A 14,378-nucleotide genomic window follows, 5' to 3' on the forward strand; every position below is an offset into this window, starting at 1 on the left:
TCCTGGGCACCTTTCTGCAGCGCATAAAGTAGCCCCCCTGAGCGCGCTTTTGACAGCGGCTCAAGGGGGCTCGCGGGAAAGGGGATGGAAAGAAGCATGGGCGGCCTCGTCGGCACACTTTCCTTCCGCTCCGGATCGCGCCGACATTCGCCGACTACCGCCGTGCCGCTCCGCGGTCAATTCGTCGCCAATGCCTGGAGGCGCGCGCCACGCGGACCTCTCCCAAGCACGCTCCAGAGTGCGGACTCACCGCCGACAGCAGCGCGGGTCACCTCGCAAACCGAGCGAAGAAAAATCAGACCGCCCTGGCCGGGCCCAGGCGTTCCGGGCCTGTACGGCCAGGACGAGTCTGCCTTCTCCAGCTACTTCAGCCGGATCGGCGGATTTCTGTCACGAAAAATTTCAGTTTTTTTGGCCGCAAGAAGCGAGCTGGAGGTTGCTTTTCCTCACCAGCCGGTCAAAAGGCGGGTTATCAGGGCGATGTCCAGACCGTCGATCGCGCCGTCGCCGTTTACGTCGGCCAGGGCCAAGCACGGAGGGCTGCACGAGCCGCCAAGTAGGAGATCGACGAGCAGGATTGCGTCGTCGAGATCGTTCGCGACCTCGCCGTCACCGTCGAGGTCACCGGCTTCAGTGCTCATCAAGGCCGCGCCGTTGAGCAGGATGACGGTCGCGCCGGGCTCTTTCACCAGAGTGTTGTAATACACATTGCAGCCGTTGAGGCGGTAAGTCGCGCCCGCGCCGAGGCTGAGTGCATCGACATACAAAGCCTCGCAACCGGCCGGGGGGATATTGTCAAAGGTATTCTGCACATCGACGGTGCAACCGGGGTCGATTCGCAGCGTACCCAGGGCGAAATTGTCGATGAAACCGGCAGAATCAAGCGGGCCGAAGTCTTCCCCGGCGGCCTCAAAGGTCTGCGGAGCCGCACCGTTCATCGTGAGCGGGCCGGTCTCCCAGTGAAAGGTCATGGGGCTCGTACACTGGTTGTCAAAATTCCCGGCAAGTTCAAAGGTCGTCGCGGGCTCGACGGTGAGGTCGGCGATGTCGCCCGACATCGTGAGATTCCCGCCGACGCTAACCGTCGCGGTTCCCAATACGTACAAGACCGGCGGCGTGCAACCCCGGAAGAGGCCTAGGCAGCCTCCGATTTCAAAATGGCTGGCGAGGCTGAGACTGCCTTGACCGGCGACGCGAAATGTTCCGCCGTTGGAGACCGTCGCCGTTGATCCGTCCACGGTCACCGCCGTAGTGCCGGGGATGTCGATGGTGCCACCGTCGGCAGCGTAAGAGCCGGTACCGGTGATGACGTCGGCCAAGACAAGCGTGCCCTGCCCGTTGGCGCGAAACTCGCCGTTGTTGGTCTTGGAACCCGGCGCGTTTATGGTCAACGCATCCGTCGGATGACCGGGAATCATCGACGCCACAATCGCGCCTCCGAATTCGTTCGTGAAGGTCCCAAATATTCGTCCCGCGCCTTGGACACAATGCCCGGATTGGTTCATGATAAAGCCCTTGAACTCGCCGAGCCGAGCGAACTTGCTTTGCATCATGACGCAACCGGATCCCGTGAATTGCGCTCCAATATCCCCGGGGGCCAGGAACGTGGCTACGCTGGAGTTGGGCTGTGCGACGTCGATGATGCCGAGATTCGTAATCGTGCCCGTGACCAGGCCGGTCTGGCCCGTTGGAACGCTGACCGTGGCCGCGCTGGTGACGACATTGCCGTCGACGATCACGCCGTCGAGGGCAGCGCCGCCGAGCAACTCGATGACCGCCGAATCGCCCTCGGTGTGAAGTGTGCCGCCGGTGACGCGCCGGCCGTTAATCTGAATCTTGCTGGCCTGACCCGTCTGGCCGACGGCCTCGATGACACCCGTTGCCCCCTGATTGATATCGGATGCGTCGAGAAGCAGTCTCACGGCGTCCTTGGCGCGGATGGTGCCGTCATTCTGAATCGTTTCGAAGGGTGGCTCGACCACGAGGGTGCGCACCGATGCGCCGCTGTCGGCGTTTACTTCCAAAGTGCCGCCGTCCTGGATAGTAAGGTCGCTGATCGTCGGTGAAATATCGAGCGTACAGACCGGCGTAGTGCCGGGAATGGTGACGGAGTACGTATTACCGGCGGGTGTGCCGTTATTGGGAACAAGCGGTTGGCACCAATTGGCGGCGATGCTCCAGGTAAGTGGCTGCGTCCCGCCAATCCAACGGCTGTCGACCGGACCCGTTTGCTGGCAGTCGTCCGGGATGCCATCGCTGTTGCAGTCCAGGCTGTTCCCTTCGTCAAATTCGCAGGCGTCCAGTATCCCGTTTGTGTTGCAATCAAAAAACACCCCCAGCGACCCCCATCGAGCCCATCCTCCTGAGATGTTCCCACCGGCGATGTTAAAGGCACCGCCTGCGATGAGTTCATTGTTGTACACTCCGAGAGCCTCGATCCAGTTGCTCACACCGGTGGTGAGCGGATGCCAAGATAAGCCATCCCAGCGAGCGATCCTGTTGGCCGCGACTCCACCGGCGGTTGTAAAATCACCACCGGCGAACAGATCGCCGTTATAAACTGTGAGGGCTCTCACCTTGTTGTTCATCCCGCTGCCCATCTCCTGCCACAACGTTCCGTTCCAACGGGCGATATTACCGATGTTCGTAACACCTCCAGCAGCCTGAAATACTCCGCCCACGATCAACTCGCCGTTGTAAACACAAAGTGCGTTCACGGTGGCAGCGAACCCGCCAACACCTCCACCAAGTGACTGCCATTCTGATCCATTCCAGTGAGCGATGTAGTTGGCGCTTCCACCGCCTGGAAAGGACTCAAATCCTCCGCCTGCGATCAATTCATTGTTGTATACAGCAAGGGCTCGAACTGGCCCTCCCGTCCCCGAATCCAACCGCCTCCAGGATGTTCCGTTCCACGCGGCGACCCCGTTTGCAAAATTATCTCCTCCAGCACCGCTGAAAAATCCGCCCGCGATCAGTTCACCGTTGTAATCCGCAAGCGCATACACCACAGTTTGGAGGGGGTTTGGCGCGTAGAAAACACCGTTGCCAAGCGTATTCCAAGAATCGCCGTCCCAGCGCGCAATGCGGTTGACAGACGTACCACCGGCTGCGGTAAAGCTCCCGCCGGCGATCAACTCGTTACCATAGGCTGTTACAGCATTCACGCTATGGTTCATCCCGCCTCCAAAAACGTCCCAAGACACACCGTTCCACCGTGCAATGCCGTGGGCCTGAAGCTCATCGCCAATACTTGTGAAATCGCCACCAGCGATCATGTCGCCGCTAAATACGCCTAACGTGTTAACTTTGTTGTTTATCCCCACGTTCAATGCTTGCCAGGACGCGCCGTTCCAGCGGGCGACGCGGTTTAGCGCCACTCCTCCAGCGACGGTGACGGTGAAGGCCCCTCCGGCGATCAATTCGCCGTTGTAGATAGCAAGTGTGGCAACTTCGGTGTTCACACCGGTGTCCAACGCCTGCCAAATCGTGCCATTCCAGCGGGCAATGTTACTGGCCGCCACGCCGTCCCCAACTTGAGAGAAGCCCCCAGCTACGATTAATTCATTATTGTAAACTCGCAGTGCTTCAGGAGAAATCGTGGATCCATTGGGAATTAAGGTTTGCCAATCCGAGCCGTTCCAGCGTGCGAGTGTGTTCCCCGCAACACCGCCGATGGAGGTGAAACCGCCGCCCATAATCAACTCGCCCGCATAATAGGAGAGGCATGTAACTCCTAGAGCGTAGTCTTCATTCGTACCGCCTGTTGGAAACGCTTGCCAATTTAATCCATTCCAGCGGGCAACATTGTTTGTGGTGACACCCCCGGCATTGGAGAAGCTGCCTCCGACAATCAACTCGCCGTTATATGTAACTAGAGCCTTGACGTCGGGGTTTGATGATCCTCCTCCCACTCCACTCCCCAGGTTTTGCCAAGAGAATCCATCCCAACGCGCGATGCGATCGGTTGAAACTCCGCCAGCGATTGTGAAATTCCCACCTGCGATCAACTCATTGCCGTAAACTTCAAGCGCTTTCACTATGCCGCCGCTTATCCCGGTGCCAAGTGGCTGCCAAGCCATCCCGTTCCACCGGGCAATGCCGTTCGCCGACACACCTCCGGCGGTGGTGAAGTCCCCTGCAGCGATTAACTCCCCGTTGTAGACCGAGAGCGCATAAACAGTCGTACCGTTCATGCCGCTTCCGAGCGTTTCCCAACTTGTACCATTCCATGCGGCGATGTGGTTTGCGAATATATCACCAGCGATTCCGAAGCTCCCGCCCACGACGAGCAACTCAGGTTCCGGCCCCTTGCCATCGGGGTCCCAGACCGTTGACGCCCATACTTTGCCATCGGTTCCGCACACGCCCTCTCCCGGCCGCCAATCAAACTCGCACTGCCCGAATGAACGGTTCCCTCCGTGAAAAACGCCGGAAACAACGATCAAAAAGCCAAGTTTGAGCCGACATTCGGAAATACGTCCAGCAGCCCGACTTCGCACCCCCTGATCAGAGTATGTCACGATTGAAGCCTCCCTTCCCATGCTCATGTGTCCGCCCTCTGGTTCCGACTTAACACACATTCGCACCAGGACTTGGGAATCGTCGTTACGACGTAATGGAGGCCGCGAGATCAAGAACAGTCGGCCAGCTTGACTCCCAGTCTACCAAATCCTTCGTCCCGACTCCAGAATTCTGTCAGGGAAAGTAGAAAGTCTTCCGACCGGCCCACCGTGCCGTTTTCGGGCGCTCGCGATCGACCCGCCCGTTCCCCTCAAACCAGTCTCCCATGGGCGAAACAGCCCCCAACCTCCCCACCCGAAGCCTCGCCCCCCTTAGCCCCCCGCCTGACTCGTCGGCTGACTCGCCGCCGACTTCATGTCCAACAGCTTCTCCGCCTCCGCCCGCAAGGCGTCTAGGTCAGCGATGCTGTCAATCCATACTGCCCCCGAGTACTCTGACATGACTTTCGGAAACATGGCCGACGAGCCATCGGAGACTTGCCTCAAAAGGACGATAGCTTGATCACGGGCCCTTTGAGCCTCATCCGGCGATTCGGTCCTTGCCAGCGCAATCGCCATAATTAAGTAAGGGAATGCCGATCGATCGTTCAGTTCAATCGCGCTCTTCGCATAGTCTATTGCCTTTGCATAGTTCTCGACCCTAAGTTCTGCAAGAGCCCGGATTCGCTTGATTTCAGCCGCCAATGGACCACCTGCGGCTAGGACATCGACGGTATTCGCTAGGTCGTGCGCACGGTCGAAGTCCTCCTTCGCCGGCAAGGTCAAATAAAGCTTCGCCAACAACAAGAGAACGGGAAGGCTTTGAGGTTCCGCATTGCGGGCGCGTTCACAGGAATCAAGCGCTTCCGTCTTTCGCAAGTGAAGTTGTATTGCAGCAATGTTATTCCATAGGGTCGCTGCCTTGGAGTCTGTGATTAGCGCGCCTCTCGAAAGACACTCTTCCGCCTTTTGGAATTCATACTGCAACATGTAGACGTTTGCAAGGTTGACGTACATTGCGAAACTGTCCGCAATGAGTTTTCCTGCTTCGTCATGCCTGCCGTCTTTCTCAAGCTCGCTTGCAGTTCGTTCCGCAAGTTCCAACCCCTGTTCATACGCATCGACGGCATCGGGATATCGCCCTCGAAGCCGGAGTACGACCCCCTTGAGATTCAGAGGCTCCCAACGGTTTGGGGACACGTCACTGGCCTTAGTAAAGAGCTCGATGGCTTCGTCCAGAAAATGTTCACGTCTGGAAGTTGGCGAGTCAGCCGTGACTACATAAAGGTTTTTCTTTGCGATTGCGAGATTCATCAACGCCCTGTAATCGGCGGGATCGATCAATAGTGCCTTAGAAAGTACCGAAGTCGCCTGCGCTGGCTCATTGTTCCTGATGTGGCTAACTCCAACACTAACAAGTTTTTCAACCTCTTCAATTTTTGCCTTTGCCTCGGCCAATCGACTCTCTTCTTCGGCCCTCGCTGCTCGCCTCTTATAGCTCGCCGTTCCTGCTATTGAAGCGCCCAAAAGTACAATGGAAAAGATCGCCACCGTCGCCGCCCGCCGACGCCGCATGAACTTCACCGACCGGCCAACAGGACCGAGCGGTTTTGCCAGAATCGGCCGGTCGTCGATGAATCGCCGCAAATCCTCCGCCAGTTCCCGCGCCGTCTGATACCGCGCCCCCGGGTCCTTCTCCAGCGTCTTCAGGCAAATCGTCTCCAGCTCTCGCGGCACCGTCGAGCTAATCTTCCGCGGCGCCGTCGCATCGCGCGTAATGATCAGCCCCAGCGTCTCCTTATCGTCGTGCCCCGCGAAGGCGGGCTGAAACGCCAGCAATTCGTACAGCGTCGCCCCGAGCGAATAAATATCCGTGCGATGATCCACCTTCATCCGCTTCGCCATCGCCTGCTCCGGGCTCATATAGCGCAGCGTCCCCACGATCGCCCCGGTCATCGTCACGGAATGATCCCCCTGCGACTTGGCCAGGCCGAAATCCAAAATCATGATCCGCCCATCGCGGGCCAGCAGAAGATTGCTCGGCTTGATGTCGCGATGGATGATCCCCTGATCGTGCGCGTAGTGCAGCGCATCGGCTGCGTCCGCCATCCACCGCGCCACATGGCGGTAATACACCCGCGTCCGCGTGAGCGAAAACGACCCGGCACTTGATCCCGGCGCGGCAAATGATCCCGACCTGTCAAAAGTGCCGCTGGACCCCGGCTCGCCCGGCTCGATGTCGGTCGCATCGCACAACAGGCGTTCCAATTCGGCCGGCGAGGCATCGGGCGCGTTCGCATTGGCCAGCCGCCGGATCATGTCCGTCATCGACCGCCCCTCGACCAGTTCCATCGCGTAGTAATGCGCGACGCCGGACTGGCCGAAGTCATAAACAGGCACGATGTGCGTATGGTGGAGTCTGGCGGCGGCCGTGGCCTCGCGGCGGAACCGATTGACGGCATCGCGATCCCGCAAGCCCGACGAACCAGGCAGGATCTTGAGCGCGACCTTGCGGTTCAGCCGCTGCTGGATGGCCTCAAAGACGACGCCCATTCCCCCGCGTCCGATTTCGCGCGTGATGGAATAGCCCTCAATCGTCACCGCCAGTTCGGGCGGCAGCATCAATGGCGGGACATTTCCATCGGACGGCCCGCGGGTATGCGTCAAATTCGCCCCGGGCGAATCACCGCCAGCTACAGCGGGTTCATTTCGCGCCGCCCGCAGTTCCCTGAACATCTCCTCATCGCCCCGCCGCTCCTCCCACCGCCCCCGGCAGGAGACGCAACCCTCCAGGTGTTTTTGCAATTCGGCCTCGCGCCCCGGGGACAATCGTCCTCCGGCGAGTTCCTCCAACTCGGCTTCCGTCAGGCAAGCTCTCGGCGCACTCGCGTTCATGTATCACTGCCCAGAAGTTCAAACATCTTATCCTTGAGCCGCTTCGTAATTCGGCTCTTGGCCAGATAGACATCGTTCGCGCTGACGCCCAGCTCCTCCGCCACCCGCGTCACCGGCCACTCGTCCAGCACATACCGGCAAAACGCCTCGTACGTCTTCGGCGCCACCTCCGCCCGGACCTGTTCGAGACAGTACGTCAGCCGCTGCACCCGCCACGTCCGGTCCCACACCGCGCTCACGCTCGGGTCCGTATCCGGCAAGACCGCCAACTGCTCCTCGCCCGCCTGCCGGTCGCGCCGCCGCCGCAGGAAATTGATCACCTGATGGTTCACCATCGAGCGAAGCCAGCTCTTGAACCGCCCCTTTTCCGGCGAATAATCAAAGTCGCGCATGCCCCGCGCCAGAGCCGTCATGCACTCCTGCAAGACCTCCTCCGCATCCGCCGGCCGCAGCCCTCGGGCCTGCGCGTATCGCGTGATCAATGGCGCGTAAATGTCGTAGAACGTCCGCCACCCCTCCTCGTCCCGAGGGTCCCGGACGCGCAAGAGCAGACTGCCGTGAGTCGTGTCGGACACGACCGGCATTATAAACCCGGCTCGTTACTTCAACATGCCTACGAACTGATCGAAAAGATATCCCGAATCATGCGGCCCCGGCGCGGCTTCCGGATGGTACTGCACCGCGAAGACACGATTCTCTGGATGGGCGAAGCCCTCCAGGCTGCGATCGTAAAGATTGATGTGCGTCACGCGCCCGCCGATCGCCTCCAGGCTGGGGATATCGACCGCGAAGCCGTGGTTCTGGCTGGTGATTTCGACGCGGCCGGTTTCAGCGTTGAGAACCGGATGGTTGGCCCCATGATGACCAAACTTGAGTTTGTACGTCTTCGCGCCGAGGGCCAGCGACAGAAGTTGATGACCGAGGCAAATGCCGAAGATCGGAAGTCGCCCGACAAGCTGTCGGATCGTCGCCACCGCGTCGGTGACCGCCGCGGGATCGCCGGGGCCATTGCCTACGAGCAAGCCGCGCGGATTCGTTGACAATATTTGCTCTGCTGACGCAGAAGGCGGCACAACGCGCACCCGGCAGCCCGCCGCCGCCAGTTCTCGAAGAATGTTGCTCTTAATCCCGCAGTCCATCGCCACGACGGATAGATCGCCGGAGCCGCCCTCGGCCGAAAAGACCCGTTCCCCGTCGGGCCGGACCTGCTCCACCAGATTCTGCCCCTCCATCGGCCGGGCCGCCCGCGCCTTGGCCACAAGCTGCGCCGGATCGCCGATCTCCGTCGAGATCACGCCGCGTAGCGCCCCGCGCTCCCGCAGCCGCTTCGTCAGCGTCCGCGTATCCACCCCCGCCAGCCCGATGATTCCCGCCGACTGGAGAAACTCGTGCAGGCTGCCGGTCGCCCGATGATTGCTGTACCGGCGGGACAGTTCTTTGACCACGAAGCCGGACAGGTGCTGTTTCGACGACTCCATGTCCTCCGCGTTGACGCCGTAGTTACCCATCTGCGGCATCGTCATCGTGACGATCTGTCCGCAATAGGACGGGTCCGTCAGTATCTCCTGATAACCCGACATCGCCGTGTTGAATACCACCTCGCCAACAGACGTTCCGCTCGCGCCAAACGACTCGCCCGCAAAGACGGTCCCATCTTCAAGGCCGAGATAGCACTTCGTCTTGGTCATCGAATGCCCGCCGCATAATCTTGAAGCGCCCGTACGGACAGCGCCTTCTGCGCCCCGCGCGCCTTCATCGCCCGGATCGCCGACACCGCCGCCTGCGCACCAGCGAGCGTCGTAATCAGCGGGACATTTCGCGAAATCGCCGCCGCGCGCCACCGCCCCTCTTCCCACGCCGCCCCATAGTGAACCGGCGTGTTGATCAGTAGATCGAGCACGCCGTAATTAATGAGGTCAAGCAAGAATCCCTCCGGCGCGCCGGCCTGTTTGGAAACCACGACGGACTGAATCCCCGCATCCTTGAGCACTTGATGCGTACCCACGGTTGAGAACAACTTGAACCCTAGTTCCTGCAGTTCCCGCGCAATGGGAATGACCCGCGGCTTGTCCGGATCGTTCACGCTGACGAGCGCATTGCCCGACGTCGGCAGCGACAGTCGCGTAGCAATCGCCGCCTTCGCATAGGCCAGCCCGAACGAATCATCGATCCCCATCACCTCGCCCGTGCTCCGCATCTCCGGGCCGAGCGTCGCATCCACGCCGGGAAACTTGTTGAACGGAAACACGGGCGCCTTGATCGCCGTCATCATCGGCCGAATCCCCCGCCCCACGCCCCGGTCCCACAAAACGTCGCGCAGCGACCGGCCGAGCATGACCGCCGTCGCCACCTTCGCCCACGGCACGCCGGTCGCCTTGCTCACAAAGGGGACCGTCCTCGACGCCCGCGGATTCACTTCCAGCACGAAGACCGCCTCATCAGTTATGGCGAATTGCACATTCATTAAGCCGCAGACGCCGATTCGCTTCGCCAGAAGCTGCGTCTGCCGCTCCAACTCGCGCATGGTCTCTGGAGATATAGAGTGGGGCGGAATCGCGCACGAACTGTCGCCGCTATGCACTCCCGCCTGTTCAATATGCTCCATGATCCCGCACACGACGCAATCGCCGCGCGGATCATCGGGATGCCGATAGTCCGCCACGGCATCGACGTCGATCTCCGTCGCATCCAGCACAAACTTATCGATGAGGACCGGATGGACTGTGCCGGCCGACGACGTAACGCGATCGCTCGCCGCAAAGGCCTTCTCCACGTAGCGATCGAGATCGTCCTGGTTATTGCAAAGCTCCATCCCTCGCCCGCCCAGGACGTAACTCGGCCGGATCAGCACGGGATAGCCGAGCTTGTCGGCGATCCGCCGCGCTTCCGGGACATCTCGCGCCGTAGCGCTCGCCGGCTGCCGAAGCCCCAGGTCATTGAGGATCTTCTGAAACTCGTCGCGATCCTCCGCCAGATGAATTGACTCCGGCGGCGTCCCAATGATCGGCGCGCCCGCCCGCTTGAGCCCCTCCGCGAGATTCAGCGGCGTCTGACCGCCGAACTGCACAACGACGCCCTGAATCTGCCCCGCTTCTCCGATTGCCCGCAAAACACGGATCACATCACCGTGCGTCAGCGGCTCGAAAAAGAGCACATCCGATGTGTCGTAATCCGTGCTGACCGTCTCCGGGTTCGAGTTGATCATCACCGTCCGAAAGCCCATCCGCCGCGCTTCCATCGCCGCGTGGACGCAGCAGTAATCGAACTCGATGCCCTGCCCGATCCGATTCGGCCCGCCGCCCAGCACGATGACATGGGGCTGGGCGTCGATCCGCAGCTCTTGCTCCCGATGGTGCACGATCCGGCCGCCCTCCACCCGAATCGTCGGCTCCTCGCAACTCGAATAGTAATACGGCGTCGCCGCCTCAAACTCCGCCGCGCACGTATCCACCATCCGAAAACGCCCGTCGTCGTCGCGGCCTCCTAAATCGGGATGCGCGATATCGTCCGCCTGCAGCGCCTGTGCGAGCTGGTGCCCGCTGTACCCCAGCATCCGGCTTCTTTTGAGCAGGTCCGCCCCGACCCCCACCCCGCCGTGCGCCGCCGCCGAGCGCACCTGCGCCGCGTGTGCGAGCAAGTCGCCCTCAAACTCTACCAGCTCGCGCATCTGCTCCAGAAACCACGGATCGATCCGCGTCAATTCGTGTATCTGTTCGACGGACCAGCCGAGCTTGAAGGCGTAGCGGATGTAATACGGCCGCCCCTGGCACGGCTTCTTCAGCTTCATCCGCAGAATCAGCGGATCGATCGGCCAATGCGTCGCTGACGATTCATCCACGTCCGGCGGCGCCTCGCCCAAGCGGCTGCCCGACAGAACATTGGGCTCCTCGATCGCCCGCCCACCAATGCTCTTCACCGACGCTCCCACCGCCGCGCCCACCAGTTCCGCCTCATCCTCCTCGCGCCGCTCCAGGCTGCGATACGCATCGGCCTCGCCATCCGCGTGCTTGCGATGTGCCGCCCGCAACCAGCGATCGTTGCGATCCAGCCCGAACCCCGGCCGCTGAATCTCCATGCTGCGAATGCATTTCTGAAACGCTTCCTTAAAAGTCCGGCCGATGGCCATCGCCTCGCCGACGCTCTTCATCTGCGTCGTCAACGTCTCGTCCGCTTCAGGGAACTTCTCAAACGTCCACCGCGGGATCTTTACCACGCAGTAGTCGATGACCGGCTCAAAGCTCGCCGGCGTCGTCCGCGTAATGTCGTTAGGAATCTCGTCGAGCGTGTACCCGACGGCCAATTTTGCCGCCACCTTCGCAATCGGATAGCCTGTCGCCTTGCTGGCCAGCGCGCTGGAGCGCGACACCCGCGGGTTCATTTCAATGATGCACTGCCGTCCGGTCTTCGGATCGACGGCGAACTGCACATTGCTCCCCCCGCAATCGACGCCGATCTCCCGCATGATCGCCTTTGCCGCGTCCCGCATCTGTTGGTATTCGCGATCTGTCAGCGTCTGGGCCGGCGCCACCGTGATCGAATCGCCTGTATGCACCCCCATGGGGTCGACGTTTTCAATCGAGCAGACCACCACCACGTTGTCATTGCGGTCGCGAATCACCTCCAGCTCGAATTCCTTCCAACCGTATAGGCTCTCCTCGATCAGAATTTCGCCGATTCGAGAGCATTTGAGCCCGCGCGCCGCGATCTCTTCGAATTCCTCCCGCGTCTCGCAAAAACCGCCCCCCTCGCCTCCCAACGTGTACGCCGGTCGGATGCAGCACGGCAGCCCCACCTTTTTAAGTACATCGTTAGCCTCGTCCATCGAATGCGCCGTCCCACTTACGGGTACATCCAGCCCGATGCGAATCATCGCTTCCTTGAACAGCGTCCGATCCTCAGCCTTGGCAATCGCCTCAGGCGTTGCCCCGATCATCTCCACGCCGTACCGCGTCAGGATCCCCTGCTCATACGCCTCCATCGCGCAGTTGAGGCCCGTCTGCCCCCCCAGCGTCGGCAGCAGCGCATCGACCCGCGGCCCCCGCGCCTGCTCCGTCTCCAAGATCTTCTCAATGAACGCCGGCGTGATCGGCTCGATGTACGTTCGATCCGCGAACTCCGGGTCCGTCATGATCGTCGCCGGGTTGGAATTGAGCAGGACAACGCGATACCCCTCCGCCCGCAGGGCCTTGCACGCCTGCGTCCCGCTGTAGTCGAACTCGCAGCCCTGCCCGATCACAATCGGCCCGGATCCGATCAGCATAATCGTCTTGATGTCTTCGCGTTTGGGCATTCTCTCGTCCGCCTCGGCCGGTTTTTCGACCGGCCTCCTCGCAGCCGGGCAATTATATCGAGCCGCGCCACCAGCGACACACGATTTTCGCCACGCGGCCAAGTCGCCGGTATATTGCTCTCCGTGAAACGAAACTCACAGCCATCGGATCAGAGGGAAACCACGCCGGCGCATGCCGTTCATCTGGACGGCTCGCCGCTGACGCTCGTTCAACTCGACGCCGCCTACGACCGCCCGCTTCAGGTTTCGATTTCTGATGAGGTCTGGGCCGCGATTCGAGCGGCCCGTGCGAAGATCGAAGCTCACCTGGCCGGCGGCGAGGTCATTTACGGCGTCAACACCGGCTTCGGAAAGCTCTGCAACAAGCGGATCGCGCCGGATGAAGTCGAAAAGCTCCAGGAAAATCTGATCATCTCTCACGCCGTCGGCGTCGGCCCGCCGATCCCGCTTGAACTCGTCCGCTTCATGATGCTCTTCAAGATCGTCGCCCTCGCCGCCGGGGCCAGCGGTGTTCAACCCGCCGTGATCGAGTGTCTCGCCGCCATGCTCAACGCCGACTGCCTGCCCGTCATTCCAACCCGCGGCTCGCTCGGCGCCAGCGGCGATCTCGCGCCGCTCGCACACATGGTCCTGCCGATGATCGCTCGCGGGGATGTCTCCGTCGCTGGAAACGTACGGCCGGCAGCGGGTGCCTTCGAAGAACTCGGCATCAAGCCCGTGAAGCTGGGTGCGAAAGACGGCCTGGCCCTTGTCAACGGCACACAGATGATGCTCGCCTATGCCGCCGCAATCTGCGTCCGCGCCCGCCGCCTGGCCAAACACGCCGATCTGCTGGCGTCGATGTCGCTCGAAGCCCTCCGCGGCAGCCTCAAGCCCTTCGACGAGGGCCTCATCGCCCTCCGGCCTCACCCCGGCGCGGTCGAAGTCGCGGCCAACATCCGCCGCCTCATGGCCGACAGCGAAATCCTCGTCTCCCACGCCAACTGCGACAAAGTCCAGGACCCCTACAGCCTCCGCTGCGTTCCCCAGGTCCACGGCGCCTGCCGCGACGCCCTGCGACACGCGACCGAAACGGTCCTCATCGAACTCCGCTCCATCACCGACAACCCAGTGCTCGTCAACGGCGAAGTCATCAGCGGCGGCAACTTCCACGGCGAGCCCCTCGCCCTCACCCTCGACTACCTCGCGATGGCCCTAACCGAATGGGCCAGCATCTCCGAGCGCCGGACATACCTTCTAACGCTTGGCCACGACGGTCTGCCACCGCTCTTAATGAAAAACACCGGTCTTAACAGCGGTTTCATGATGCCCCAATACACCGCCGCCGCGCTCGTGAACGAATGCAAAGTCCTCTCCCACCCCGCCAGCGTGGACACCATCCCGTCGAGCCTCGGTCAGGAAGATCATGTCTCCATGGGTGCAACGAGCGCCCTGAAATGCTGGCAGATCATCGACAACGCCGAGACCGTCCTCGCCATCGAACTCCTCTGCGCCGGTCAGGCCCTTGATTACCGCCTCCCCACCAAACCCGGCCTGGGTCCGCGTCTTGCTTTGGAAGCGTTGCGCCAATCAATTCCCCACGCCGAGGCCGACCGCGCATTCGGCGAGGACATTCAAACCGCGCTGCGCTTGCTGCGCAAACAGGCGGTTCTCGCACCTGTCGAAAAGGCCCTGTCCCGGCTCGACTGACG

Annotated in this window: 6 protein-coding genes; 1 reads left to right on the forward strand and 5 read right to left on the reverse strand. The window is 61.2% G+C overall.

What is annotated here, in order from left to right; genetic code table 11:
* Positions 1-446 precede the first annotated feature (446 nt).
* The 5 genes from VJZ71_11865 to carB all read right to left on the reverse strand — a co-directional run bounded on the left by VJZ71_11865 (position 447) and on the right by carB (position 12,687).
* Positions 447-3,524 (reverse strand): dockerin type I repeat-containing protein, encoded by a 3,078-nt coding sequence (locus tag VJZ71_11865; protein HKQ48757.1) that lies wholly within the window; start codon positions 3,522-3,524, stop codon positions 447-449.
* 1,311 nt (positions 3,525-4,835) lie between these two features.
* Positions 4,836-7,397: a protein kinase gene (locus VJZ71_11870; protein HKQ48758.1), complete on the reverse strand. Its 2,562-nt coding sequence runs from the start codon at positions 7,395-7,397 to the stop codon at positions 4,836-4,838.
* A complete protein-coding gene (locus VJZ71_11875; protein HKQ48759.1) occupies positions 7,394-7,972 on the reverse strand; it encodes a sigma-70 family RNA polymerase sigma factor in 579 nt (192 codons plus the stop codon). Before VJZ71_11875 ends, VJZ71_11870 begins: the two co-directional genes overlap by 4 nt.
* A gap of 24 nt (positions 7,973-7,996) precedes the next feature.
* The gene (gene carA / locus VJZ71_11880) at positions 7,997-9,085 is read right to left on the reverse strand and encodes a glutamine-hydrolyzing carbamoyl-phosphate synthase small subunit (GenBank protein HKQ48760.1); all 1,089 of its coding nucleotides are present in this window, start codon (positions 9,083-9,085) and stop codon (positions 7,997-7,999) included.
* On the reverse strand, positions 9,082-12,687 hold the full coding sequence (gene carB, locus VJZ71_11885) for a carbamoyl-phosphate synthase large subunit (GenBank protein ID HKQ48761.1): 3,606 nt from the start codon (positions 12,685-12,687) through the stop codon (positions 9,082-9,084). Before carB ends, carA begins: the two co-directional genes overlap by 4 nt.
* A gap of 123 nt (positions 12,688-12,810) precedes the next feature.
* Here carB and hutH point away from each other — a divergent pair, with 123 nt between their 5' ends.
* Positions 12,811-14,376: a histidine ammonia-lyase gene (gene hutH / locus VJZ71_11890; protein ID HKQ48762.1), complete on the forward strand. Its 1,566-nt coding sequence runs from the start codon at positions 12,811-12,813 to the stop codon at positions 14,374-14,376.
* The last annotated feature ends 2 nt before the right edge of the window (positions 14,377-14,378 follow it).

The organism is Phycisphaerae bacterium, from assembly GCA_035275405.1.
GTDB lineage: Bacteria > Planctomycetota > Phycisphaerae > UBA1845 > UTPLA1 > DATEMU01.

Excerpts from the sequence above, each read along its gene's own strand:
- VJZ71_11870 (HKQ48758.1), bottom strand. The coding sequence starts at position 7,397 with ATGAACGCGAGTGCGCCGAGAGCTTGCCTGACGGAAGCCGAGTTGGAG.
- carB (HKQ48761.1), bottom strand. The coding sequence starts at position 12,687 with ATGCCCAAACGCGAAGACATCAAGACGATTATGCTGATCGGATCCGGG.
- carA (HKQ48760.1), bottom strand. The coding sequence starts at position 9,085 with ATGACCAAGACGAAGTGCTATCTCGGCCTTGAAGATGGGACCGTCTTT.